The 26260-nt window shown below is 36.6% G+C and carries 26 protein-coding genes, 1 tRNA gene, 1 pseudogene and 1 other annotated feature; of the genes and pseudogenes, 25 read left to right on the top strand and 3 right to left on the bottom strand.

The window, feature by feature from the left end:
- The first annotated feature begins 23 nt into the window (after positions 1–23).
- The 11 genes from IGJ76_RS09320 (at position 24) to IGJ76_RS09270 (ending at position 11583) form a co-directional block, all read left to right on the top strand.
- Complete coding sequence (locus IGJ76_RS09320) at positions 24–791, top strand: ABC transporter ATP-binding protein (protein ID WP_071868189.1); 768 nt, start codon at positions 24–26, stop codon at positions 789–791.
- Positions 781–2865: an ABC transporter permease gene (locus tag IGJ76_RS09315; RefSeq protein ID WP_429941398.1), complete on the top strand. Its 2085-nt coding sequence runs from the start codon at positions 781–783 to the stop codon at positions 2863–2865. Before IGJ76_RS09320 ends, IGJ76_RS09315 begins: the two co-directional genes overlap by 11 nt.
- Before the next feature lie 317 nt (positions 2866–3182).
- Positions 3183–3332, top strand: a complete 150-nt coding sequence (locus IGJ76_RS09310; protein ID WP_067480430.1) for a teichoic acid D-Ala incorporation-associated protein DltX — start codon at positions 3183–3185, stop codon at positions 3330–3332.
- A 10-nt stretch (positions 3333–3342) separates the two neighbouring features.
- Complete coding sequence (gene dltA / locus IGJ76_RS09305) at positions 3343–4857, top strand: D-alanine--poly(phosphoribitol) ligase subunit DltA (RefSeq protein ID WP_075491622.1); 1515 nt, start codon at positions 3343–3345, stop codon at positions 4855–4857.
- Positions 4854–6059, top strand: a complete 1206-nt coding sequence (gene dltB, locus IGJ76_RS09300; protein ID WP_270344775.1) for a D-alanyl-lipoteichoic acid biosynthesis protein DltB — start codon at positions 4854–4856, stop codon at positions 6057–6059. The genes dltA and dltB overlap by 4 nt, the downstream gene beginning before the upstream one ends.
- 50 nt (positions 6060–6109) lie before the next feature.
- On the top strand, positions 6110–6343 hold the full coding sequence (gene dltC, locus IGJ76_RS09295; RefSeq protein WP_067480435.1) for a D-alanine--poly(phosphoribitol) ligase subunit DltC: 234 nt from the start codon (positions 6110–6112) through the stop codon (positions 6341–6343).
- Between the two features lie 2 nt (positions 6344–6345).
- Entirely contained in the window at positions 6346–7605 is a 1260-nt protein-coding gene (gene dltD / locus IGJ76_RS09290; protein WP_218657891.1) for a D-alanyl-lipoteichoic acid biosynthesis protein DltD, read from the top strand.
- Between the two features lie 264 nt (positions 7606–7869).
- Positions 7870–8949 carry a M42 family metallopeptidase gene (locus tag IGJ76_RS09285; RefSeq protein WP_067480439.1) on the top strand — a complete coding sequence of 360 codons (1080 nt, stop codon included), beginning with the start codon at positions 7870–7872 and terminating at the stop codon, positions 8947–8949.
- A 3-nt stretch (positions 8950–8952) separates the two neighbouring features.
- Positions 8953–9765, top strand: a complete 813-nt coding sequence (locus IGJ76_RS09280; protein ID WP_067480442.1) for a DUF975 family protein — start codon at positions 8953–8955, stop codon at positions 9763–9765.
- Positions 9766–9827: 62 nt separating this feature from the next.
- Positions 9828–10568, top strand: coding sequence for an MBL fold metallo-hydrolase (locus tag IGJ76_RS09275; protein ID WP_218657890.1), 741 nt, complete (start codon positions 9828–9830; stop codon positions 10566–10568).
- 10 nt (positions 10569–10578) lie between these two features.
- A complete protein-coding gene (locus IGJ76_RS09270) occupies positions 10579–11583 on the top strand; it encodes a lipoate--protein ligase (protein ID WP_067480448.1) in 1005 nt (334 codons plus the stop codon).
- Positions 11584–11648: 65 nt separating this feature from the next.
- Here the strand turns inward: IGJ76_RS09270 and IGJ76_RS09265 are convergent.
- Positions 11649–13480 (bottom strand): annotated as a pseudogene (locus IGJ76_RS09265) (hypothetical protein).
- 213 nt (positions 13481–13693) lie between these two features.
- Between IGJ76_RS09265 and IGJ76_RS09260 the strand changes: the two are divergent.
- The 6 genes from IGJ76_RS09260 to IGJ76_RS09235 all read left to right on the top strand — a co-directional run bounded on the left by IGJ76_RS09260 (position 13694) and on the right by IGJ76_RS09235 (position 18521).
- Positions 13694–14206, top strand: a complete 513-nt coding sequence (locus IGJ76_RS09260; protein WP_067480455.1) for a signal peptidase I — start codon at positions 13694–13696, stop codon at positions 14204–14206.
- A gap of 113 nt (positions 14207–14319) precedes the next feature.
- Positions 14320–15015 carry an O-methyltransferase gene (locus tag IGJ76_RS09255; RefSeq protein WP_067480457.1) on the top strand — a complete coding sequence of 232 codons (696 nt, stop codon included), beginning with the start codon at positions 14320–14322 and terminating at the stop codon, positions 15013–15015.
- A 274-nt stretch (positions 15016–15289) separates the two neighbouring features.
- Positions 15290–15363 (top strand) — tRNA-Arg (locus IGJ76_RS09250).
- 266 nt (positions 15364–15629) lie between these two features.
- Positions 15630–16091 (top strand): GNAT family N-acetyltransferase, encoded by a 462-nt coding sequence (locus tag IGJ76_RS09245; protein ID WP_067480460.1) that lies wholly within the window; start codon positions 15630–15632, stop codon positions 16089–16091.
- Positions 16088–16639, top strand: a complete 552-nt coding sequence (locus IGJ76_RS09240; protein WP_067480463.1) for a DUF1697 domain-containing protein — start codon at positions 16088–16090, stop codon at positions 16637–16639. Before IGJ76_RS09245 ends, IGJ76_RS09240 begins: the two co-directional genes overlap by 4 nt.
- 253 nt (positions 16640–16892) lie before the next feature.
- The gene (locus IGJ76_RS09235; protein WP_270346167.1) at positions 16893–18521 is read left to right on the top strand and encodes a SulP family inorganic anion transporter; all 1629 of its coding nucleotides are present in this window, start codon (positions 16893–16895) and stop codon (positions 18519–18521) included.
- A gap of 35 nt (positions 18522–18556) precedes the next feature.
- Here the strand turns inward: IGJ76_RS09235 and IGJ76_RS09230 are convergent, their stop codons facing one another.
- Positions 18557–19216: a uracil-DNA glycosylase gene (locus IGJ76_RS09230; protein WP_067481322.1), complete on the bottom strand. Its 660-nt coding sequence runs from the start codon at positions 19214–19216 to the stop codon at positions 18557–18559.
- A 149-nt stretch (positions 19217–19365) separates the two neighbouring features.
- Positions 19366–19441, top strand: a sequence feature (ribosomal protein L21 leader region).
- Between the two features lie 19 nt (positions 19442–19460).
- Here IGJ76_RS09230 and rplU point away from each other — a divergent pair.
- From rplU to rpmA, 3 genes are read left to right on the top strand one after another with little or no spacing between them, the layout of a single operon-like run.
- A complete protein-coding gene (rplU, locus tag IGJ76_RS09225) occupies positions 19461–19769 on the top strand; it encodes a 50S ribosomal protein L21 (protein WP_067480469.1) in 309 nt (102 codons plus the stop codon).
- Between the two features lie 28 nt (positions 19770–19797).
- On the top strand, positions 19798–20142 hold the full coding sequence (locus IGJ76_RS09220; RefSeq protein ID WP_067480472.1) for a ribosomal-processing cysteine protease Prp: 345 nt from the start codon (positions 19798–19800) through the stop codon (positions 20140–20142).
- Between the two features lie 12 nt (positions 20143–20154).
- Positions 20155–20448 (top strand): 50S ribosomal protein L27, encoded by a 294-nt coding sequence (gene rpmA, locus IGJ76_RS09215; protein WP_010751514.1) that lies wholly within the window; start codon positions 20155–20157, stop codon positions 20446–20448.
- 132 nt (positions 20449–20580) lie between these two features.
- Here the strand turns inward: rpmA and IGJ76_RS09210 are convergent, their stop codons facing one another.
- On the bottom strand, positions 20581–21288 hold the full coding sequence (locus IGJ76_RS09210; RefSeq protein WP_067480475.1) for a GntR family transcriptional regulator: 708 nt from the start codon (positions 21286–21288) through the stop codon (positions 20581–20583).
- 255 nt (positions 21289–21543) lie between these two features.
- Between IGJ76_RS09210 and IGJ76_RS09205 the strand changes: the two genes are divergently transcribed.
- The 5 genes from IGJ76_RS09205 to IGJ76_RS09185 all read left to right on the top strand — a co-directional run bounded on the left by IGJ76_RS09205 (position 21544) and on the right by IGJ76_RS09185 (position 26167).
- A complete protein-coding gene (locus IGJ76_RS09205) occupies positions 21544–21771 on the top strand; it encodes a helix-turn-helix domain-containing protein (RefSeq protein ID WP_067480478.1) in 228 nt (75 codons plus the stop codon).
- 134 nt (positions 21772–21905) lie between these two features.
- The gene (locus IGJ76_RS09200; protein ID WP_157495812.1) at positions 21906–22061 is read left to right on the top strand and encodes a hypothetical protein; all 156 of its coding nucleotides are present in this window, start codon (positions 21906–21908) and stop codon (positions 22059–22061) included.
- A gap of 219 nt (positions 22062–22280) precedes the next feature.
- Complete coding sequence (locus IGJ76_RS09195) at positions 22281–22433, top strand: hypothetical protein (protein WP_270492380.1); 153 nt, start codon at positions 22281–22283, stop codon at positions 22431–22433.
- 223 nt (positions 22434–22656) lie between these two features.
- On the top strand, positions 22657–25470 hold the full coding sequence (locus IGJ76_RS09190) for a sigma 54-interacting transcriptional regulator (protein ID WP_218657888.1): 2814 nt from the start codon (positions 22657–22659) through the stop codon (positions 25468–25470).
- A gap of 205 nt (positions 25471–25675) precedes the next feature.
- Positions 25676–26167: a mannose/fructose/sorbose PTS transporter subunit IIB gene (locus IGJ76_RS09185; protein WP_067480482.1), complete on the top strand. Its 492-nt coding sequence runs from the start codon at positions 25676–25678 to the stop codon at positions 26165–26167.
- Positions 26168–26260: the final 93 nt, after the last annotated feature.

Below are 26260 nucleotides of genomic sequence, written 5' to 3'. Positions count from 1 at the left end.
GAATATTTTAGGAGGGCAAACACATGGAACGAATGATTGAGGTGAAACATCTCAGTAAAATTTATGGAAATAAATTAGCACCCGTCAAGGTACTAGACAATCTTTCTTTCACTGTGGACGAAGGAGAATTCGTAGGAATCATGGGTCCAAGTGGTGCAGGGAAAACAACTTTGATGAATATTTTATCGACGATCAGTTTGCCAACTATGGGAAGTGTCACGATTGAAGGAAAAGAAATCACTAAAATGAAGAGTAGTCAGCTTAGTGATTTTAGACGAAAGCAATTAGGCTTTATTTTTCAGGAATTTAATTTAGTAGATACCTTGAATGCAAAAGATAATATTTTGTTGCCTTTAGCAGTGGAACGAATACCGAAAGAAGAAATGGAGCGTCGTGTCTTACATGTGGCACAGCTACTCGATATTGAAGAAATCATGAAACGCTACCCAGATGAATTATCGGTTGGACAACGCCAGCGAATTGCGGCGGCGCGTGCCTTGGTTGTTCATCCAAAAGTTATTTTTGCAGATGAACCAACAGGATCTCTTGATTCAAAATCAGCAACAGAATTATTAAATTATTTAACGTTGATGAATCAAAAAGAAAAAGCAACTGTTTTGATGGTGACCCATGATCCTTACACCGCAAGTTATTGTAATCGCATTTTATTTATCAAAGACGGTGTGATTTTTTCTGAAGTTGTTCGTCGTGGCTCGCGAAGTGAATTTTTTGAAAAAGTGATCGATATGCAAGCGACAATCGGGGGAGGTGGCAAAATCAATGCTTTATAAGTTGGCTGCCAGAAGTTTACTTAGACAGTCGCGAGGGTACTTGATTTATTTTTTTAGTCTGACCTTTTCAGTTATGATTTATTATTCCTTCAATTCGATGACGTACGATCAATCGTTAGTTCGCCGTGCCAGTCAAGATGGTTCTATTGATGGTGCGCTCGGTTTTGGAACGTTCATGATTACCTTGGTATTACTGTTTTTTGTTTTTAGTGCGAATCGTTTTTTTCTAAACCGTCGTGAAAAAGAAATCGGTATCTATCAATTGTTTGGTGTAAGTAAGTTTCAGATTTCTTCTATCTATCTGATTGAAACGATGGTGATTGGCTTATTTTCTTGTATAACAGGAATTCTGTTAGGAATTATTTTTTCAAAACTCTTTCAAATGATTTTAGTCCGAATGATGCGAATGCAAATTACTAGTCCATTTTTTGTCTCTTGGTCGTCCATTGTCGATACGTTGGTTGCATTTTTTCTGATTATTTTGATTGTGTCGGTACACTCGACTTGGAAGATTTGGCGTTACCCGATGATTCAAAGCTTTGGTAATACAGAGCGAGTGGTTAGTAAAAAAATGCGTTTGCGAACCAGACATCGTTTGTTGGGTATTATCGGCTTATTTCTGCTGACAAGTGGTTATTTTGGGGCAATTCATTTTCGAGAGTACTTGACTTTGTTAGTTGAAAATGGTGCTCAATTTGGGTTGATTTTTAGTTATCCCTTCTTGATTTTTATCCTATGCGTGATTGGTACGTATCTGTTTTTCTGTTTTTCTTTACGCTTCTTGCTCAATAGTTTTAGTAAATGGAAAGTTAGTTACCGTGGAATTAATCTGTTGATGATTGGCAATACTCAGATCCATCTGATGAAAGGCTGGCGAACAAGTTCCTTGATTACGTTGATCTTAGGTGTTTCTTTAGCTACGATTGGTGGGGTGACTTCCTTATCTACCTTATTGACGCATACAACGGATATTGAAAACGCAACGGATTATCAATTAGATGCCCAAACAGCTGAGTTTATTGCACCGATTTTAGCTAAAGAAAAGCAAAAAATTACACAAGAAATGATATTGAACTATAAAGTAGTTGGAAGTGTACATGATTTTCGTCTTGGACAAGTAGAAGATGGGCAAGAGTTTCAACTGGTGAATTTAATTACAGAGAAAGAATATCAAGACTTCCGAAAAATGAATCCTCGATTGCCAAACATTCGATTGAAGTCGGATAAGCACACGGTATTGTTGGATGAAGTCCAGTCATTAGTGAGAAATATTTCGATTTATGGAAAGGGAATCTACCTGCCGAATCAAACAGCTTTGAAAATTCAATCCATCCATCCTGATGTCTTAGGTGAGAGCGCGATGCGTTACAGTGGCCCAACATTGATTGTCAGTGAGAAAATTTATCACGCAACACCAGGAGCGGCGTATCAAGTTGTTCATTGGAATGTAACTGGTGGAAATAATGAAGCTATTAATGAGATTTTGGATCGAAAAGTTGAAATCAACTGGAATCATTCTGTTGCGTATCAATATGAAATCAATCAGCAGCAATTGACTGGGAAAATCGTTGCAAAAGTTACAGAAGACGAAGAGGCATTTGAAGATAGTTCAACGGAAGATTTTGCTGATACGAGTAAAGAAACAGGGCAGTCCGCACGCTTGAATTTTACAGCAAGGTACCCACAGATGCGTTCGGTTTATCGCCAAACGGGGAGTTACACGTTTGTTTCGTTATTCGTTGGGATGATTGTTGTCATTACGACTGGTAGTATCTTAATGGTACGGCAGTTAGCAGAAGCAGAAGAAGAAAAAGGAAATTATCATTTACTTACGAAACTAGGTATCCCACAAAGAAGAGTAAGTTTGATGATTTATGGGCAAAATGCGATTACCTTTTTCCCGTCAATGATTTTAGGTATTTTGCATGCCGTTTTTGCAATTAATGTCTTTGCTCAATACATTAAGACTGCTGATTACTGGCTTGCATACTTAGTCTGTGGACTACTTGTGGTTGTCTATGTGCTGCTTTATGTGATTACTTGTCGTTGGTACTATCGAATTATCAAAGAATAAATAAAATGAAACCCACAACACTTTTATCGATGGACAGTCGATAGGAGTGTTGTTTTTTTGTGCATTGAATAGGAGAAAGTGAAGGAGTAATGCTTGCAGGGAGAATGACTAAAAATAGGTTGGAAAAAAGGTTGAATTTTTTTGAAGGAATTAGAAAAATTTCTGTTAATTTTTATTTTTTTTTTTGACATAATCCTTATTTCTCAACCTTGTGACAAAAGTGTTAGCCTGAAATCGCTTATCGTAAGCTAGATAGATGTCCGCTTAGACGAAAAATCGTTAAAATTTCTGTAGAAGTTTGATATGGAGGTGTTTTGATGAAGAAATGGTGGGCACAACCTCAAGTTAATTATTGGGGAAAATTTTTCATTCGCACCCTTTTTTATAGTTTGATATTCCTTGCGCTGATTTATTTGTATCACTATAAAAATATCCAGGGAGGATCCTTTATCTACAATGAGTTTTAGGAGGGACATCATGAAATTTAGCACAATCATTGAAGCAATCGATCGCTGGGGCGTAACTGAGCCAGAACGCGTGGCTTACCGCACGGCGAACGAAGAGTACACATATGGAAAATTGAAAGCAGCATCTGATGCTTTTGCCTATTATTTAGAATCAAATGTAGACGATAAAAAGCCAATCGTCGTATTTGGTAATTTAGAATTTGAAATGCTGGTTGCTTTTTTAGGAGCTGTCAAAGCGGGACACGCCTATTTGCCAATTGAAGAACAGACACCGCAAGAACGAATCGAAGCCATTTTAACGGTGGCGCAGCCAACCTTGATTGTGGGAGTGGGCGAATGGCCAGAAGCATTGAATCAGCAAACAGTTTTAACAAAAAAAGAATTCGTTTCTATTTTTGAAGAGAAAGTTTCATTTCAGCCTAGTCATCCAGTAAACAGGACGGAAAACTTTTATATTATTTTTACTTCGGGAACAACAGGACAACCAAAGGGCGTTCAAATTAGTCACGACAACTTAAAAAGTTTTGTGGAATGGACATTAACAGATTTTACTATCCATCCCGGCATGCGTTTTTTAGCACAGGCACCTTTTTCATTTGACTTATCGGTCTTCTCTATTTATCCAGCATTGGTTTCTGGTGGAATACTTGTTCCATTGGCAAAAGCAGTTATTCAAGATTTCAAGCAATTATTTCAGACTTTGCCACAGTTAAAATTGGAAACATGGGTTTCGACACCGTCCTTTATGGATATTTGTTTGATGGAACCAAACTTTAATGAACAGCATGTTCCTGAACTCGAACAATTTATTTTTTGTGGAGAAGAACTGACGAAAAAAACAGCACAAGAATTATTGAAACGATTTCCCAATGCGGCAATTTACAATACTTATGGTCCAACTGAAGCTACAGTTGCAATTTCTAGTGTTCAAGTTACGCAAGCTGTGTTAGATGCGTATGAACGAATTCCAATTGGTAAAGTGAAATCAGATACAAAAGTAACAATCTTTGCGGAAAATCAGCCTTGTGTAGCCGGTGAAACAGGCGAAATCATTATTTCAGGACCAAGTGTTTCAAAAGGTTATTTGAATAACCCAGAAAAAACGGAAGCAGCATTCTTTGATTATGAAAATCAGGCAAGCTACCGAACAGGTGATGCCGGAAGCTTGACTACAGATGGCATGCTTTTGTATGAAGGTCGTTTGGATTTTCAAGTCAAGTTACATGGTTATCGAATTGAGCTTGGCGACATCGAACATTATTTAGGGATGAATCCAAATGTTAAACAAGCAGTAGTGGTACCTAAATATCAAGGAGTGAAAGTTCAGCAATTGGTTGCGTTTATTGTCTTAGAACAAAAGGTCGAACCATCGTTTCAGTTAACGAAAGCAATTAAACAAGAGCTAGGACAATCAGTGATGGAGTACATGATTCCACAAAGAATCAACTATCTTGATCAATTACCACAAACACCAAACGATAAAATTGATCGTAAGAAATTACTGGCTGAGGTGAATCCAACATGACGATTCCTCATATGATTCCTTATGCGCAACCCTTGTACTTTCTGCTATTGTTGGTTGCGTTAGCACCTATCGTTTTTTCCTTACTCGTACGGAACAAGCGATTACCGATTTATCAGGCAATCGTCACTGTCTTTTTCTTATTCATTAGTTTTGGTGGGGCAGACTGGAAACAAGGAGTTGCTTTAATTGGCTATGTTATCTGGCAGGTAATCTTAGTTTGGCTTTATTTCAGTTATCGCCAGAGAAAGAACGAAACAGTTTGGTTTTACTTAGCAGTATTTTTGGCGATTGCACCTTTGACAATCACCAAGATTATGCCATTACTAACAGATAAGCCAATTTCATTCATCGGATTTCTAGGCATCTCATATCTGACCTTTAAATCCGTTCAGATGATTATGGAGATTCGCGATGGCATGATCAAAGCATATCATCCATTGCGTTATGTCCAATTTTTACTCTTTTTCCCAACCATTTCATCGGGACCAATCGACCGCTATCGTCGTTTTGAAAAGGACGAGTTGCAGCCGCCAAGTACTGAGAAATATGTTGAGTTATTGGGAAAAGGTGTCCAAAATATTTTTGTTGGTTTTCTTTACAAATTTATTATTGGGTATTATCTAGGGCAAGTTCTAGAACCAGCTTTGAAACATATGGTGGTTCATAATGGTGGCATTTCGTGGGCATTACTTGGTTATATGTATGTCTATAGTTTGTATCTATTCTTTGACTTTGCTGGCTATAGTTTGTTTGCGATTGGCACGAGCTATCTCATGGGTTATGAGACACCAATCAACTTTAACAAACCGTTTTTATCTTGGAACATCAAAGAATTCTGGAATCGTTGGCACATGACGTTATCTTTTTGGTTTAGAGATTATATTTATATGCGCCTGATGTTTTTCTTGATGAAGAATAAAGTTTTTAAAAGCAAAATCGTTGCCTCTAATGTTGGCTACTTTGTGTTATTTCTAATCATGGGTGTCTGGCATGGGTTAACTTGGTTTTACATTGTTTACGGGATTTACCACGCAACTTTGATTTGTCTGACCGATGCGTGGATTCGTTTCAAACGCAAGCACAAAGGTCAGTTACCTGCAAATAAGTTGACACACGCATTTGCAGTTTTCTTAACATTTCAGGCAATCTGTTTTGGTTTGTTGATCTTTTCAGGAATTTTAAATACCTTACTTTTTGCTTGATCTTTGATTCAACAAAAGAAAATTACATTTATTAAAAGGAGAGAATACACATGGGAGAACAAATTTTAACAATTTTAACAGAAATTACTGGAACGGATGAGGTTCGAAACAATCGCGATATGAACTTATTTGATGAAGGACTACTTGATTCACTTGCAACTGTTCAACTATTAGTAGAATTAGATGGCGAGTTAGGAATTCAAGTACCTGTTTCTGAATTTGAACGTGAAGAGTGGGCGACTCCAAATAAAATTATTGCACAAGCGGAAAACTTAAAGGATTAATGATGAAAAAGAAGCTTTTTGCCATATTTGGACCAGTTGTTTTGGCAATCGGATTATTAGTTTTCTTATTTATTTCGCCCTATCGTGTGAATGTAAATGATCCAAAAGTTATTCATGAAGCAGCTAGTTCAATGTCTGGTAATTTGTTGAAGGGGGACGCTATCAAAAACGAAGCGTTAGCCGAAGAAAAATATGTGCCCTTCTTTGGTTCAAGCGAACTAAGTCGAATCAGCCCTTTCCACCCTAGTGTTTTAGCAAAAAAATATCAGCGTGACTACGAACCTTTTTTATTAGGCGCACCAGGTACCCAATCGTTTAGTCAATTTATGTTGATGCAATCTGCTGGAAGTCATTTGAAAGATAAGAAAGCAGTCTTTATTATTTCCCCTCAGTGGTTTGTTAAGAAGGGGGTAAGTAAAGATTACTTCAATATGTATTATTCAGAGTTACAAACATATGATTGGCTCTTTGGATTGAAAAAAGTGACATCAGCTGACCGCTATGTAGCTCGCCGATTGCTTAGCTTTCCTAAAGTAACAGAAAACCAAACGCTGACTGAGTTGCTCCAACAAATCAAAGCTGGTCGGTTGCCAACTGAGAAAAGTCGTAAGAAACTCTATCCAGCGTGGCAGTTATTGAAAAGAGAAGATGAATTATTTAGTCAGATTGGACTAGTTGGGAAGCAAAAACGAATTGATCATGCAACTGGACAATTACCAGAAGTTTATCAAGATACACAATTGAAAAAACTAGCAAATAAAATTGGTGAAAAATCGACGAATAATAATCCATATGGACTAAAAAATGAATTTTATACGCATCGCGTACGTCCAGAAATTGAAAAATTAAAGCAGTCACAGACAAACTGGGACTATCGTTGCTCACCAGAGTTTTCAGATTTTCAGTTAGTTTTGGAACAATTTGCTAAACAAAAAATGCAAGTGATGTTCATCATTCCACCAGTGAATGAAAAATGGAGTGATTACACTGGATTGTCTCAAGAGATGTTGCAACAATTTGCGAAAAAAGTGAAATTCCAATTAACCAGTCAAGGCTTTGAACAAGTTGTTGATCTAACAAATCAAGCAAATACACCCTATTTTATGGAAGACACAATTCATTTAGGTTGGCAAGGTTGGTTAGCCGCCGATCAAAAAATTGCACCTTTTTTAGCAGAAAAGCAAGCACCTGTTCATTACAAGTTGGATAATGCTTTTTATAGTAAAGAGTGGCAACAAAAAGAGCCAGATAAGTTAAATTAACGATTAAGTAGGTCGAAAGTTGCGGCAACAAGTAAGCCATACGGGATTTCCCCTAAAAATAGCCACTCGTATTTGTAGAGGAAAAAGATTGATTGCCCAAGTGGCTGCTTGGGGAATACCATTTATTCTGAAAAAAAGAGGTATGACACGAATTTTGTCATACCTCTTTTTCTTTTTTTCATGATTTTCTTGAAAACCTTTTTCTCCATTCTTGCAGAGAAATGGTATAATTTAGTTTACTAAATAAGAAAAGAGGGAACGAGTTTGGATAAAAAGGAAGAAGAATTATTAATCAAATTAACATCTGCTAAAGGTGTACCTGGAAATGAAGAAGAAGTGCGCGAAGTTTTCAAAGAGTATGCGCAATCATTTGCGGATGATATTTTCTTTGATGGGTTAGGAAGCGTCATTGCAAAGCATGGTGCTGGCGGCGGACCAAAAGTTTTTATTTCTGGTCACATGGATGAAGTCGGTTTCATGGTTACAAAAATTACAGAAAAAGGTTTCTTAGAATTTCAAACACTTGGTGGCTGGTGGGGACAAGTAATGCTTGCACAACAAGTTGAAATCAAAACACAAGCGGGAGATGTGATCCATGGTGTGATTGGTTCAAAACCGCCTCACGTTTTAACGCCCGCAGTTAGAAATAAACCATATGATATCAAGGACATGTTTATTGATATTGGTGCAACGAGTGACAAGGAAGCTAAAGAGTGGGGCATTCGACCTGGAGATATGGTTACGCCTTATATTGAATATAAACGATTAAATGGTGGCAAATTTTTATTAGCCAAAGCTTGGGACAATCGAATTGGAACAGCCGTTTCTTTACGAGTTTTAGAAAACTTAGCCAAAGAAGGTCATCCGAATGTTTTATTTGCAGGTAGTGATGTTCAAGAAGAAGTTGGCTTACGTGGTGCACGAACAAGTACCCATTTGGTAAATCCAGATATTGCTTTTGCATTAGACACGGGAACAGCCGGTGATACACCAGGAATGACACCAAAAGAAGCAGATTCTGTTTTAGGAAAAGGTCCACAAATCTTGATTTTTGACGCTTCAATGATTCCGCATAAAAAATTATTGAACTTTGTGATTGATGTAGCAGAAGAACTGGAGATTCCTTTCCAATATACAGTCATTACTGGTGGAGGAACAGATGCAGGTCAAATGCATTTAACAAGAGATGGTGTTCCTTCAGTTGCAATCACTGTTCCGGTTCGTTACTTACATTCACATACATCGGTTATTCATGAAGATGACTATTTAAATACAGTCAAATTGGTGACGGAGTTAGTAAAACGTCTAGACCATGAAACTGTTGAAAAGATTCGGAGCTATTAATTGATGAATAAGACGGTAAGCATTTCAGATTATCGTGCGCAGGCGCGTACGGCGTTAAAGGAACAGTGGGGTATTAATGCTGGGTTAATCTTTTTAGCTGGCTTGATCTCGGGCATCATTGAGATGATTTTTGGAAATATGACCTCTTTTGCTCCAGATAGCACGCAAGAAAATATTCTCAACTTTTTGCTAGATAACTTTTTACTATTTGCATTTACTTATTCGCTAGTGTACATTGCTTTATTTGTAATGCGTGGTGGGAAGGCAAAAATGAATCTATTGCTAGTTGTTTTTCAAAAGGAATATTTTGTGCCATTATTGCTGATCCATTTGTTGAACACTGTAGTGAATTGGTTGATTAATTCATTGGTGTTTTTACCAGCAATCTTGATGTCTGGTGTTCGTTCATATGCCAGTTTGATTTTAAATTCATCTGGGACAGTGGCTGTCAGTGTGAGCGAGGGTGGTTTTCTTGATTTTGGTGTCATTTTTGGCATGTTATTGTTACTTTTTATCTCAGTTATCTTGATGAACATTGTGGGTGGTTTATTTCAGTTTGCTGTTTGGGCAAAGTTTGATTATCCAGAATTAACCGTAATGCAAGCACTTCGCTATGCTTGGTATTTGATGAAAGATCGTTGGTTCACTTATATTTTATTGCAGTTGTCATTTGTTGGCTGGTACATTTTAGGAGCGTTGGCTTTAGTCTTTGGTTTATTATGGGTTATTGCATATGTTAACGTGACTGCCGCTGGATTTTACGACCATGCAAGGAATGAAAAAGGCGCACCTGCAGAATATTTTGCACAAGTGTAAGCAGTTTATTCATCGAAAAGATTACTTTTGTGGTAGGATAAGTTTTTGAGGAGGAATGTACGATGAAATTAACGGTTTTAGGCTGTTTAGGTGCCTATCCTTATCAAAATCAAGGAACAACCGGTTATTTATTACAATCTGACAAGTTTCATTTACTAATTGATGCGGGAAGTGCAACGTTAGTTAAACTGGAGGAACATCTTGAACCACTGGATTTGGATGCGGTGATTTTGAGTCACTATCACCATGACCATATTGCAGATTTAGGTGTGTTGCAGTACTATTGGCAACTTCATCCTGAAAAAGACCCAGAGGCAGTATTACCGATTTATGGTCATACGGAAGATGCTTTTCATTTTGCTGAATTAAGTATGCTCGGTGTCTCAGAAGGAATTGCTTATTATGAACCAGAAGAACTAAAAGTGGGGCCGTTTCTCATTACTTTTATGAAGACGATCCATCCAGTTCCTTGCTATGCGATGCGAATCGTAGAAGAAGCTACTGGAAAAGTATTTGTGTTCACTGGTGACTCTGGTTATCTGGAAAGTTTTATTCCGTTTGCACGAGAAGCCGATTTATTTTTAGCAGACACTTATTTATTTGAAGGAAATGAACGCCATCGTGCGCATTTTACGTCAAAAGAGTCTGGTGAGTTGGCACAAGCTGCACAGGTGAAAAAACTTGTTTTGACGCATTTACCTCAATTTGGTGATTTGGAACAACTAAGAAACGAAGCACAAAAAGCTGCTGGTCCAGATGTGATTGTTGAATTGGCAGCTGTCGATAAAGTATTTGAAATCTAGGAGGACGACCATGATTTTTGTACCGAATGAAAACCACGACCCAAGAGTAAATTTAGCAATTGAACAATTTTTATTACAAGAAATGCCTTTAGATGAACCTATTTTACTTTTTTATATCAATGAGCCTTCGATTATTATCGGACGTAATCAAAATACGATTGAAGAAATCAATCGTGACTATGTTGAAGAGCAAGGAATCCATGTGGTTCGCCGACTAAGTGGTGGCGGAGCTGTCTATCACGATCTTGGTAATTTGAATTTCAGTTTTATCATGCCTGATGATGGAAATTCTTTCCGTGATTTTGCAAAAGTTACACAACCAATTATTCAAGCACTTCATGAATTAGGTGTTACAGGTGCCGAGTTAAAAGGTCGAAATGACTTAGTAATTGATGGAATGAAGTTTTCTGGGAATGCAATGTATGCGACAAGTGGCAGAATGTTTGCCCATGGGACAATCATGTTCGATTCCGATATCAATGAAGTTGTTAATGCTTTGAAGGTGAAAAAAGACAAGATTGAATCAAAAGGGATCAAGTCTATTCGTTCACGTGTGACAAATATCAAACCATTCTTGCCAGAAGATAAACAAGAGATGACAACGGAAGAGTTTCGTCAAGAAATCTTATTAAAAATCTTTGGTGTAGAATCAGAGGCTGATATTAAAGAATATCAATTAACTGAAGCTGATTGGGAAAAAATCAATCAAATTTCTGAAGATTATTACAGAAATTGGAATTGGAATTATGGAAAATCACCTGATTTCAATTTTTCTCGTCAAAAACGTTTTCCAATTGGCTCGATTGAAGTTCATTTAGATGTTGCTGATGGATTGATCGACGATGCAAAAATTTATGGTGATTTCTTTGGTTTAGGAAATATCGCTGATGTTGAACAAGCGTTGATTGGTCAAAAATATGAAAAAGCTTCATTAGAGAAAACGGTCGATACAATCGACGTTAAAAAATACTTTGGTGCAATCGAGTCGGAAGACTTACTGTCATTACTTTATTAAAAAGAGTGACCGATTAGTAACTAAAAAAGCTTCCGGGAAATTTTTCCGGAAGCTTTTTTAGTTTTTTAAATGCGAGAAAGTTGAATCGTAACACGATCAAAAATTTCATCTTTTTCTTGAGTTAATTTACCAGAATACTTATCAGTGACAAGCTTTATCATCATTAAATCAAAGTGTTCTTGACTATCTAATTCGGTCGTTATTCCACGGTCAAAAATATTTGTATCATAATGTGCATTGTGTTCACAATGAATAATGAAATCATCATCACTGACACGCATTGAAAGGAAAATTTTTCGCTGTAATGGGTTTTCAATTGCATGTGATTCTCTGAAAGAATGTTCCAAGATATGAATCAATAATTGGGTCAAGTCGTCATCGTGAACAAATAACGTTCCTGGAAGGTCGGCATTAAAATGAATTTCAATACTTTGCTTATTCGCAATTTCTTGATAACGTGCCAAAATCAAATTTGTCAATGAATGACCAGATAAAGAAGTCATAAGCTCAAAATTTTGTGCTTCATCAAGAAGTTCATTCAGATAGTTTTCTGCTTGCTCTGGTTGACTAGTTTGCAACATTGCTTGAATTGTTGTCATTCGATCTAAAAAGTCTAAACGAAGTGTGCTGATTTCCTTCATATGTGCACGTAAGGATTCATAATGCGCCTCAAGCAGCTCAGTTTTAGTTTTTAAAAAATTAGCTTCTCGAATATTTTGATCTACGGCATGGATATGTTCAGAAATACTATAAATGACAATTACTAGCAAAATAATCATATAAAGAATAGTTGACCAGTTGAGTGTGCTAGCGTAATTTCCTAGGGTGCTTTGGATAAACAAGTAGCAGTGGCTAATTGCAATCAGAATGATCCAAGGCGTACAGGAAACGAAAAAACGATTTCCATGATAGGCTTCACCAATACAGGCAAGGGAAGTCACCAGTGTACTGAAAACTCGAATGATACTAATCAATTGCATCATTTCAGGAAGCTCTTCTGGTGTGAAAAGAACATATAAAATGGGTAAGCAAGATAAGAAAACTTGAATAAGACACCAGATTCCAAAAAGCCGTCGATAACGTTCCATGCGTAACGCATAATAAGAAATTAGGAACAATGCACTTAAAACGGTAAAAAGATGCGACAGAGTAGAATGAACGATTGGATCAAATAACAATCCACTCAAAATATCTTCAGACATTGCGCTAAAGCCGACGATTAATGCAAAACAGCTTAAAAAAATCAATGAGAGATCCAGCCGTTGTTGTTTATACATAATATAGATTGCCATAATCAATGTTCCAACCGCTAATAGAATTGCGATAATCATAGTTAAAAACTGTGGTACTGATTTAGAGAAGATAAACGTGACCATTGAAGAGGCAGTGCCAATATAAACTTTTGGTGGGATCCCCGCAAAATTTATGTAAGGAGAGGCAACTTCAATTGATAATTTTTTTCCAACATAATTGTCAGGTAAATCAATGACTGCTAGTGATAACCCAGGATTTTTGGTATTTGCGTCACCTGTTCGTTCGTAAAGAATTTGTTGATCTAATCGAACTTTGATCCATTGATGATTTCCTTTCAACAAGATACTGGCTTGGTCAAGCTTTTTTGTTAAAGTGGTTTCCATCACGAAAGTTTCATTTTTTGAAACTTGGGGCACTTTTTCTAAATACTCACTGTTGTAGCGAGTCTCAGGATCATCCTTTGAATAAAAATCCCAAGCTTGTTGAATTTCTTTTGTTTCATCACTATCGACTGGAGAAAGGATAAAATAGAAGAAATAGCTAATGCCAAATAAAAATAACAAGGATAATGTTATTATAGAAAACCATTTCATTTTTGTTGAAAAAAATCTTTTTTATTATATGTGTTATTTAAAGGAGTCATATGTAACGGTCCTTTCCAATTGGAGTACATTTAGGTTAAACTTTTTTTTATTTGTAGTCAATGCCTTTATAACACTTAATTAGCTATTTAATTAAGAAAATAAGGAGATTTTCCATTTTTAAATATCAGTTTTCTAATAAAAAAGAAATATAGATAAAAATTTGTGTTATTATATTGTTACTTTAGTAAATTAGGGGATTGAGGTGGAAAACGGTGCCTTTTAACAAAAAAATAACTCTTATTGGCTCGATTGTATTGATTCTATTTTTAGCCATTATCTTATGTATTGTTTTATTGCCACACTTGCTTGGCCTAACACCACAAATTGTTACTGATAAAGATATGGCTCCACTGTATTCAAACGGAAGTGTTGTTTATGTTCGACCACAAAAAGCGGAAGATATTTTAGTTGGTGACGTCATTACTTATTATGAAAATTCTGGTGAGCGAGTGAAAACCCGGCGTGTGGTCGCTGCAGGTGAGAACCAAGAATATTTTTATACGAAAGCAGATACGCAGACACAAGTTGAATCAGGCATGATAAAACCACGAAGTGTAATTGGAAAACCAGTTTTTCAAATTCCCTATGTAGGTGCGCTACTGGCTAAAGATAGCTTTTCGAAAATGAATATCTTGTTTTGGGGTATGGCATTTTGTTTAACTGCTGTCACGACGTGGAATACGGTAGATGAATTTCGGAAAAAGAAAAATTGTAGAATGATTTGATTAAATACTTAGTTCGACAGAATTTCTGTCGAACTTTTTTTGCTAAGAAAAACTTTTAGTAACTTGTACAATAAATTTGTTCTAAGTATAATGTTGGAAAGAGGAGGAGAAGTATGCGCAATGAAATGATGCATCGTCCAGTTATAAAGGAAGAATTACTGGATTTTATGCGAACACAACAAAAAAAATTACCTGGTGAGCTAGGGCTTCTTGAAGAAGAGGCGCATGAGGCAGGAGTTCCTGTCATTCCTCATGAAACGGCACTCTTTTTGAAATTTTTCCTTGGTCAAATGAAACCAGAAAATATATTAGAAATTGGCGCTGCCATAGGCTTCTCGTCTAGCTTGATGGCAACTTCAATTAGTGAGGTAGGCCACGTTACAACGATTGATCGTTTTGATGTAATGATTGAAAAAGCGAAAAAAAATTATGAACGTCTTGGTTTAACAGATAAAGTAACGTTACTTGAAGGACAAGCAGCTGAAATTTTGCCAACATTGATAGGCCCATACGATTTTATTTTTATGGATAGTGCGAAGTCAAAATATATTGAGTTTCTTCCAGAATGTTTGCGTTTATTAAGAAAAGGCGGGGTGCTGATGGTAGATGATATTTTTCAAGGCGGCACAATTTTATTACCAGATGAAGAAATTCCCAGAGGAAAACGAGCAATTCATCGTAAATTAAATGAATTTCTAAGAGTTGTTATGAATCATCCTGGACTAACATCAAGCATCTTGCCGTTGGGTGATGGCGTGATTATGATTACTAAAGAAGCTGATGATGTTTCATTAGCTGAAGTTCAATAAACAATCAGAACTAAGCAATCACTGATTCTAAAAAGAAAATAAAAATAGTTATCTGGCTGGGAAGGAGAGATCCCAGTCTTTTTTGTGAAATTAATTTAGTAAATTGTCTAATCTAAGCCTTCACAAAAAGATACGTAGAAAAAAAGCTTTTATTTTGAATTCTATGATTTTGTTGAAAACTTTTTGCAATTAAATAACTAAATTCTTATTGACAGAATCTTTTTGTTTCTCTATAATTACCTTGTTGCGCTAATTCATGTGATAAACATGTGAGGTCATAGTAGCTCAGCTGGATAGAGCATCCGCCTTCTAAGCGGACGGTCGGGGGTTCGAATCCCTCCTGTGACGTATAAAAACCGTTAGAAACATTCGTTTCTAACGGTTTTTTGTTTTTGTGTCAAACTTGTGGTAAAAGTTTTTACTCAGTTAAAGTTAGAAGCAGTTGGGTTAGCTAGGTCTTTTAAATGCGTCTATTTGACACTTCAAAATAGCTAGAATTTATCGGAAAATAGTTCGTATCATCAACAAATAACTAGATGCATTTGAGAAAATAGATACAAAAATAATCCATCCAGCACCAGAAAAATTTATTATTAAAGTTAGGGAGAAAGCATATGTTGACGCATAAAAAAGCTGTACTGGATGATTACCCTAAAGTACTAGAAGTTTGGGGGAAATCAGTTAAAGAAACACATAACTTTTTATCACAAAAAGATTTTGTGTTTTATCAAGAAGCTATACCAAACTACTTGAATGCTGTTGAACTCTTGTTATGGTACGATGATGAACAGTTGCTAGGATTTAGTGGTACACAGGATGAAGAGTTAGCAATGCTATTTCTTAACCCAGAGTTTATGGGAAAAAAATATGGCAGTAAAATTTTAGTTTGGTTATTAGAAAATAAAAACATTCAAAAAATAGATGTCAACGCGCAAAATAAAAACGCTAAAGCATTTTATTTGAAACATGGATTTACAATTGATTCAGAGGACCAAATAGATGGTTTTGGGAAAAATTATCCCATCCTTCATTTAGTTAAGCAGAGCGAGAACGAGAAAGAAGGAGTAGACAAATGAACTATATCTCATTTTTTCGGGGAATTAATGTTGGAAGTAAAAATCGCATTAAGATGGCTGATTTAAGAGTATTATTTAGTGATTTAGGTTATCAAAATGTCAAAACGTATATTCAAAGTGGGAATGTCATTTTTGAGTCAAATAGACCAGAAACAATGATTATGTCTGAACTTGCCAGAGCATTTGTTGAACGATTTGGTTTTGAGAGCAAAATTGTTTTACGAACAGCTGAGGAATTTGCAACTATCTTAGCTGAGTTTCCATTTACAGAAGCTGAAATCCAGAAAATGAATGATCATTTGCCAGAGGTCGAGCACGTGTATTTTTATCTCGGCAATCAAGAAATCGATGCGTCTGCTGTAGCAAAGCTGGCTGAAGAATTTGTAGGGCAAGACAAGGTTTTTGTTGGAAAAAGAGAAATTTATTTCTTGAGTGCGCAGAGTATTCGGAATTCTAAACTGGGAAATAAATTGACAAAACTCGATGATTCTTTTACTGTTCGCAATCGAAAAACCTTAAATAAAATCAGTGAATTATTGACTAGCTGACTTTTTTACGATAAAAAGCAAACAACTAAAGAAAAGAATAATTGAACACGACAAGAGGCAGATCAAGAAGAGATTTTTTTGGTCTACCTCTTGTTCTATTTATTTTAATATATTTTCTCACGTTTTTTAGTTCAGTAGTAGCAAAGCTGATTAATGATAACAGGACTTTGTGAATGTTCTTACTTTTAGACTAAAATTATGCTATCCTAATGATTGTGTATTTAAGAAATTTTCATGAAAAGGAGTTTGTAGGTTGTTCAAAAATTATCGTTTGTTGTTAAAAAAAGAATTTTCAGGGTATGATTTAGCAAAGTTTCAAAAAGATTTGTTGGCAGGTGTAACTGTTGCAGCAGTTGCTTTGCCTCTTGCGTTAGCGTTCGGGGTTTCAAGTGGTGCTGATGCGGCGGCAGGATTGATTACTGCTATTTTAGCTGGTGTCATTATTGGTGGTTTGTCAGGTGGTTTCTATCAAATTTCTGGACCAACTGGGGCAATGGCAGCAATCTTAATGTCCATTGTAGCAACGCAAGGAATCCATGGTGTGTTGCTGGCGACTTTCTTAGCTGGGATTTTCTTGTTGATTGCCGGAATTTTTCGGTTGGGAACATTAACCTCTTTTATTCCGGCGCCGGTAATTACCGGTTTTACGTCAGGAATCGCAATCATTATTGGTTTGGGCCAAGTGGATAATTTATTTGGTGTTCATTCACAAGGCGCGAATGTGATTGAAAAATTAAGCAGTTATCAGACGTTAGGGTTTACGGTTAATTGGAGCGCCTTGTTCATGGGAAGTTTAGTGATTCTGGGAATGGCTTTTTATCCGAAAAGCTGGGCACAAAAAATGCCAAGCTCGCTTTTAGCAATTATTCTTGCGACAGGTGCTATGTTGATTTTTCATTTGCCTGTGGCGACGGTAGGTAAAATTCCACAGACAATAATTAGTAGCAATCGTTTAGTTTTAAGTGATTTTCAGATTGCCGATTTACAACAAGTAGCAGTTCCGGCAGTCAGCATTGCACTTTTAGGAATGGTCGAGAGTTTATTATGCGGGGCGTCAGCTGGAAGAATGGCAAACAAACCATTAGATAGTAATCAAGAATTAGTGGCGCAAGGAATTGGTAACTTGTTATTACCTTTCTTTGGTGGAATTCCTGCGACAGCCGCAATTGCTCGAACGAGTGTTGCGATTAAATCAGGTGCTCAGACACGTCTGGCTGGAATCATTCATGCTGGTGTTCTATTCCTATCTATGCTCGTTTTCGCGCCAGTGATGTCTCAAATTCCGATGCCTGCATTGGCGGGTGTTTTGATTGTTACTGCTTGGCGAATGAATGAGTGGGAAACCATCCACGAGTTGTTTTCAAAAAAATATTGGACTTCTATTCTTCTATTTTTCCTAACAATGATTTGTACGGTTATTTTTGATTTAAGTATTGCAATCGTCATCGGAATCATTGGCGGGTGCATTTTCTTTGTCATGAAAAGTGCGGCGATTACGATTTCGCTTGAAACAATTGATTGGAAACGAATGGATTTACCTGAAACTGAAAAATTAAAAGACTGGACAGTTGTTTATATCAGTGGCCCTTTGTTTTTCATGTCATCAGAAAAATTAAAATCAAAATTAGCTGAGTTGAGTGACCAAGATGGCATTATCTTTTCGATGCGTGGTGTTCCGAGTATTGACCTGACGGCGCTGTCTGTCTTTGACGAATTTCAAACGAATGCAGACGAAAGAGGCCAACTAGTTATCTATACTTCCCTCCAACCAGAAGTAGAAAAATATATGAAACACTTGTGGCAAGGAGAAAGCACGGAACAACATCAAACCGTAGCACATGCATTGTCTGCATTACATGCACGATATGAAACGAATGAATAAAAGAAATAACTAAACTAAAAAAAGGAAGCCTGAGATTATTCAGAGCTTCCTTTTCTTGTATCGTTGATGAGCGTATCCAGTATTTCCCAGTCTTGCTTAATAAGTGGAGCTAAAGAACGATTGTAAAAAATAGCAGCAGGATGAAACAGGGGAACAATGCGATAAGTTTTCTTTGACCATTCGTAGTGTGTTTTCTGTTTGTTCAATTCTAAAACGGGTCCCACATATAATTGCCCATGATTTTTTGAAACAGTGTGGTCTTTTCCTAGTAAACGTTGTAGGCCGATATTTCCTAAAGTAGCAATTAAATCAGGTTTGATTTTGGCAATTTCATAGTCGAGAATGGGGGCGTGTGCAAACACTTCAGCTTTAGTCGGGGTTCTGTTTGGATAAACGATTTCTTTTTCATGGGTTCGCTTATTTATTCGTTCAACGACACGATAAGGTCGACTGCGAACTGCACTAGTAATGTAGACATCTGCCCTGGTTAACTTCAGTCCTTCAAGGCAGGCCATCAATTCTTTCCCTGCTTGTCCGCTGAAAGGGATATGGTTTTCAACTTCGTTTTTTCCTGGAGCTTCACCAACAAACATTATTTTTGGTTTAAGAGAACCTTGCCCTGCGACAAAACCTTCGACAGGTCGATTATTCATTCGTTGTTTTACTTCTTTCACTAATGTAGTAGGGTAGTTCATGCGTTCATCTACTTTCATTTTTCGTTTGACTCTTTTTTAGTATAAAAGGATAGAGAAAAAAATGCGACTAAAGAGGTCAGAAAGATCAGAAATTTTAGTTGACGGATAGTGTTTATTTTGTTAAGCTAGTAACGTTGTAATTGTGGACTCCACAGCTACAACCGCACAGAATAAGTAGTAAGCACAGCCTGGCTGTCACTTAGGATGGCGAGTCTAAGTATAAAATAAGGAGGTGCTTTATAGCATGTACGCAATTATTAAAACTGGTGGTAAACAAGTAAAAGTTGAAGTTGGTCAAGCAATCTACATCGAAAAACTTGACGTTGAAGCAGGTGAAAAAGTTGTCTTTGACGAAGTTATTTTAGTAGGTGGCGAATCTACAAAAGTAGGCGCTCCAACAGTCAACGGTGCAACTGTTGAAGGAACTGTTGAAAAACACGGCAAACAAAAGAAAGTCGTTACTTTCAAATACAAACCTAAAAAACATTCACACCGCAAACAAGGTCACCGTCAACCATACACAAAAGTGGTTATCGACGCAATCAACGCTTAATTAGTGTTTGAGAAAGAAGGCCTGAATGATGATCAAAGGAACATTTAAGCGAAATGACGCAGGTCAAATCGTTTCATTTACTTTGACAGGGCATGCTGATGCGGGTCCTTATGGAAGTGACATTGTATGTGCAGGTGTTTCTGCATTAGCAATCAGCACAGTCAATGGGATTGCTTCATTAGCTGGTTTTGATCCGATTGTTGACGTGAATGAAGAAGACGGCGGGTATCTTTATACCGAAGTTAGCTCAATCATGACACAGGAACAAACGAATATTGCCGAAATTCTACTGGAAAATCTTTTATTAGGTTTACAATCCATAGAAGCTGAGAATTCAGAATATATCCAAATTAAAACAATTACTGATAAATAGGAGGTGCAGACCATGTTATTATCTATGAATCTTCAATTATTTGCCCACAAAAAAGGTGGCGGTTCTACATCTAACGGCCGTGACTCAGAATCAAAACGTTTAGGTGCTAAACGTGCTGATGGACAAACTGTTACAGGTGGATCAATTCTTTACCGTCAACGCGGTACAAAAATCTATCCAGGTGTAAACGTGGGTATTGGTGGAGACGACACTTTATTTGCTAAAGTTGATGGCGTAGTACGTTTCGAACGTAAAGGCCGCGACAAAAAACAAGTGTCTGTTTATCCAGTAGCTCAAGAAGCTTAATAAACAGTTAGCTCCATCCCTCGCTTGGCGAGGGATGGAGCTTTTTTGTTTTTAAGCAAGTTTGTATAATTTTTTGATGACCTATTGGCTAAGTAATTTTTAAATAAAAAGTACCTAAAGAATGTCGCTAATTTATTTTGCTTCTACTTCAATTTTTGTTTTGAAATATTTCCAATGTTTGTAACTAACGATATACTCCGCAACACTTTTATCTGGTAGGTAAGAATGTTTGACCTGTTTGACAGCAGGCTCTCTAAAACTTAGATTCAACAAACGAAGCAACTCGGGATCATCAGGAAAGACAATTTCATTTGTTTCAACAGATGCTAAGGAAAAAAGATCGATACCGAAATCTGAACGGATTCGTTCGTAGACACTTGTGTAAGTTGATAAGTCATCTGCAAGTGGTTGCTTCATTAGCTTTTTGGGTAAGTGAGTAAGGTGAACCAAGAAAGGCGTTTCATCAAAGTAACGAACGCGTTTGATTTTGTAATAGGTTTCATCGCTAGGTAATTTTAATTCATGCAAAATCGTGGCATCATTTTTTTCTTCGATGGATAATACAGTGACGTGTTCTTTATCAAATGAATTCCGTTCAAGATCTGAGAATTTGACAGTTTCTGCTACTTTTGATCGTGAAATAAAAGTGCCTTTTCCCTGTACTCGATAAAGGTAGCCGGCATTCGTTAGCTCATTGAGTGCTTTAACCGCTGTGATTGAGCTGACGGCATACTTTTGCTTAATCGCAGCTTCTGAATAAAATTTATCACCTGGAACAAATTTATTTGTTTTGATTTCAGTTAGTAAATCTTGTTTGATTTGTTCATACTTTGGAATCATAAAATCACCTTTTTCCGAAATGTTGGTGTAGTGTTATCAATTTTAAGAATAGCATGTTCATTTTTCTTTCGCAATAAAGGGAATAATAGAAAGAACAAATTTGCGGTTGTCAAAATAAAATGAAGAAAGAAGGGAAGTTAGAGCAAGTCATTCATCGTGTTGTGTAGTCTGGTTTACTGAAACAAGTGGTCTTTTTGTCCACAATTGACCGATTGAGAAAAGCGCATTATATAATTAGCAAAAAAGGATTTCATTATGAAGAAACTATATTATTTACGTAAGCAGCATCAGCTAACGATTCGAAAATTAGCTGAACATCTTCACTGTGATTATTCTGTCTATTCAAAATATGAGCGTGGTGAACGGGAAGTTCCGCTATATATTTTGATTGCACTCGCTGATTTTTTTGAGACAAATTTAGATTTTTTGTTAGGGCGCACGGATTTTTCAAAGAAGTTGCCAGAGCCAAGAAGGAAAAAATAATTGAAAGAACAGGTGGAAAGAAAGCGGAACTAAACAGTTTGTAAATTTTGTCTATGGTAAATATTTTAGATACATTGTATGGTGAAGGAAAGTTGGGGGAGTGAATAAGTCACAGGACAAAAGAAGGGCTTTTGATGAAGGTAAAATCAGTGAACCTAAATGGGCATCCGTTGCTTCAAGTATTGTTGTTTGTAGCTGAAGTTTTATTTGGGCTGGTTGCCTGCCTGTTGGTAAGTGTTTGGTTTGGGCGGTTGATGCAAGTGATTATTGGTTATTTTGCGGGTTGGTAAAACATTGTAATGTAAGATCTATGTTAAAAAATATTGTGTGTATGACAAGTATCATTGAATAAAAAGAAATTTGACAGACGTCAGGTTTCTCAGACTGTAGGACAAAGGAAAAATTCTTTGTCCTACAGTTTTTTGTTATAAACTAAGACGATGAAAGAGAAACGTTGCCAACGATTTTGATGAAAACATCATCAATTGAAGCCTTCTGTAGTTTGCGTTATGTATTCAGCTATTCTAAATGACAATTTTTGTTGTTTGTTCTTGCTGGGCACATGTTTATTCGCATCACTGATTGGTGAAAAAGTTCCAAGTGCGGTACTAAATAATACAAGTGAATTGACTGTAAAAAATGATAGTTTTGGTTACTTTTAAAGAAAGTTTTTTTAATGAAAAAAGAACAATAGTGTATAAAAGTAAATACTTGTTTAACAAATGTTTCGTTTATTTTGAAAAAGCATGAGGTAAATAGTTGACGAATCCTCTAGAAATCCATAGTATTATGTTTTGTAGTTAGCTATTTTTAGTTATGTTTGTTCTATAATAGTAAGGAAATAGTGTAGCAGGAAATTTGGAAACACAGGAAGGGGCGTATCAATTGACAAAGCGTATTGACCGAATTTATCTCTATGTCAAAGAAAAAACCGCTCATTTAACAAAAGTAGAAGCAGATCAAGGAGTAACTACTCAAGAAATTGCTGAAATATTAGGAATTCAACGAACAAATAGCAGTAAAGATTTAAACCAGCTAGTTCGTGAAGGAAAATTAGTCAAGTCCGATGGCAGACCAGTCCGTTACATATATCAAAAGGCAGACGAATATCAAAAACCTGTAAGCAAGCACGTGGTTAGTTACAAAGAAGATGTTCTACCAGTTGAAGAACCAATCGTTCATATTGATACAAAAGATATTTTTTCCAAAATTATCGGTGAAAATGGCAGTATGAAAAATGCTGTTGAACAGGCGAAAGCTGCTATTTTATATCCACCCAGAGGATTAAATTGTTTGATTACGGGACCAACTGGTTCTGGAAAAACCTACTTTGCACATGCAATGTTTCATTTTGCCAAAGCAAATCATGTCATTGATGAAGAAAATGAATTGATTGTGTTTAATTGTGCCGATTATGCGAATAATCCAGAATTATTGATGAGTCATCTTTTTGGTTATACCAAAGGAGCGTTTACTGGTGCGGCTGAAGAAAAAATGGGGATTATCGACCAGGCAGATGGCGGGATGCTCTTTTTAGATGAAATTCATCGCTTACCACCAGAAGGACAAGAAATGATTTTTTATTTTATGGATCATGGAACTTATAGCCGATTGGGTGAGACGACAAAATCACATGAAGCAAATGTCCGGATCGTTGGCGCAACAACAGAAGACCCAGGTTCTTCTTTATTAGAAACTTTTGTGAGACGAATTCCAATCAACATTCAGTTGCCGTCTTTTGAAAAGCGACCTGCTAATGAAAAAGTCGATTTGGTAAAAATCATGATTGCTCACGAAGCGAATCGAATCCAACGAAAAATTTCTCTGACAGAAGATGTTGCCAAAGCCTTGATTGGTAGCGTTACTTATGGGAATATTGGACAATTGAAATCAAATATCCAATTGATTTGTGCGCGTGGATTCCTGAATCATATGAACTCACCCGAAATTTCGATTACGGTTAGTGATTTAACTGAAGGAATTCGAAGTGGTCTGATCCAATTAGCTAGCAACCGAGTAGCAATGGCAGAGCTATCAAAAATTTTAGAACCGAAGCTAACAATCGTACCAAACGATGATGTGATGAAAATTCAATCAGATTCGTATGAATTACCTTATAACTTATACGATATTATTGGAGATAAAGCGGCTTTGTTGAAATCTGATGGCTTAGATCAAGAAGCAATCAACCATTTTATTTCGACAGATATCAATATTCATTTGAAATCTTTCTATAAAGATCATGGTTTTTCTTTCAATGCTGACAATAAGTTAGCTGAATTTGTTGATCCTAAAGTAATCGAAGTGACACATCAAATTTATAGGATGGTTAAGAACTCTTTACCTTATGAATTTCAACAGAATTTTATTTATGCAATGAGTTTGCACATCAGTTCATTTTTGAAAAAAATCAATTTAGGTGAAGAACGACATACCAATGATAATATTCGAGAAATGACATTTGATTTTCCAGAAGAGTATGCTGTTGCAAAAGAAGTACGTAAATACATTGAAGAATATTTTCAAGTTCGTATTCCGGAAAGTGAAGATTATTATTTGACGGTCTTGTTAGTTTCTTTAAGAGCCAATCAAGCTACTGGCCGAATCGGAGTGGTCGTTGCAGCTCACGGGAATAGCACAGCTAGTAGCATGGTTCAAGTGGTGAAACAACTTTTAGATGTTGATAATGTTCGAGCAGTCGATATGCCGTTGGACATGGATCCTAAAACTGCACTTAGTCGCATTGAACGAAATGTTCAAGAAGTTGATGAGGGAAGTGGGGTTGTGTTGTTGGTTGATATGGGGTCGTTGGCTTCATTCAATACCCAAATTCAACGAGATACAGGGGTTCCCATTCGAACAGTCGACATGGTGACGACCTCATTAGTCTTAGAAACTGTTCGAAAAGTTTCTGTCCTAGGCACAGACTTAGATACGCTTTATGACTCCTTAAAAAACTTTCGTGGTTACGCGGCCGTTTCCCCTGCACCAGTTATTGAGAAGCCAGTCCAAGAGCAAAAAGCAATTTTAGCTATTTGTGCTTCGGGTGAAGGTACGGCAAAAAGAATCAAAGAATTGATCGAACGTGCGGTAAGTAAGCGACAAGAAGCAGAACTGACGGTTTTAGCTTTGTCCATCGTTGAATTAGAAAAAGAACTACCACGTATTCAAGCAGATTATCAAGTGATTGCTACAACGGGAATCACTGATCCTAAAATTGCAGCGCCATTTATTCCACTAGAACGATTCATTGATCAAAATATCGAATTGATTTTAGATCAACTGTTGCTTGAAGCAGATTTAGAAGAAACACCAGATGTTTCTTTAACCGAGGAAACAGCGAAAGAAACCTGCGTGGAATTTATATCAGATAACTTTACGTTTATTAATGGAAGAAAGCTGATTGATCCTATTTGGGACTTTGCTGAGCATGTGACAGAAAGTATTGGACTGGCTAGTAGGGAATACGGTTTTAAAATCAATTTGGTCATGCACACCGCAGGAATGATCGAACGAATCGTATTAAATGAACCGCTAACTGCTGAGAAAGAAGAGCTGGATGAAACAGTTCAAGACCCATTTTATAGGATGCTTCAAAATTTAATTGTTCCATTGGAAGAAAGAGTGAATCTCAAGATTCCTTTAGTTGAAAGCTATTATATTTTGCGCTTAATTCATAATCAGTTGGCCAAGGTGTAACACACTAAATAAACAATACACAAAAAGGATACACTTTTTTAGTGTATCCTTTTTGTGTATTGTTTAAAAAAGCTTAAAGAACCAGTAGTGTATTGTTTAAAAGTTGGCACGCTTCTTGCTTTTATATAAGTGTGCTAGGAATTGGTTGCTTTCACAGAAATGATAGGGGTTTCTGTGAAGTAGTTTGAAAAAAGGAGTTTTGAAGATGGATATTCGATTAGCGCGTATAGATGATCGTTTAATCCACGGACAAGTTGCGACGGCTTGGTCAAAATCGACTGGTGTTGAACGAATCATTGTGGTCAGCGATATGGTGGCAAAAGATGATTTGAGAAAGTTTCTGTTAAAAGAGGCTGCACCGCCAGGAATTCATGCGAACGTTATAACCGTTCAAAAGATGATTCAAGTTTATCAAAGTGGATTATTAGCAAATGCGAAAGTAATGCTGTTGTTCACCAACCCTCAGGATGTAGAAGCAATTGTTCGCTGTGGTGTACAGCTCAGCTCATTAAATATTGGCGGTATGAGTTTTACTGATGGTAAAACAATGATTACTAATTTTGTTTCAGTAAATCAGCGCGATATAGAAGCTTTTAACTATTTGGATAGTCAAAAAGTAGAGTTAGAGATTCGCAAAGTACCCGCAGACAGAAAAGTTCTTTTGATGGAGCTACTAGCAAAAGCAAAAAAGGCATAGTTGGATGTTGTGGTCGGTCAAACAATCTGTTGTAATGGTTAGCAATTATTTTTAATTTTGATTTTTGTTACAACAAAAAGAAATAGGAGGTAT

Origin of the sequence: Enterococcus sp. DIV0175 (assembly GCF_050529075.1) — a bacterium.
Taxonomy (GTDB): domain Bacteria; phylum Bacillota; class Bacilli; order Lactobacillales; family Enterococcaceae; genus Enterococcus_B; species Enterococcus_B thailandicus.
The sequence above is the reverse complement of the archived record's forward strand: the minus strand, read 5'-3'. Positions and strand labels throughout refer to the sequence as shown.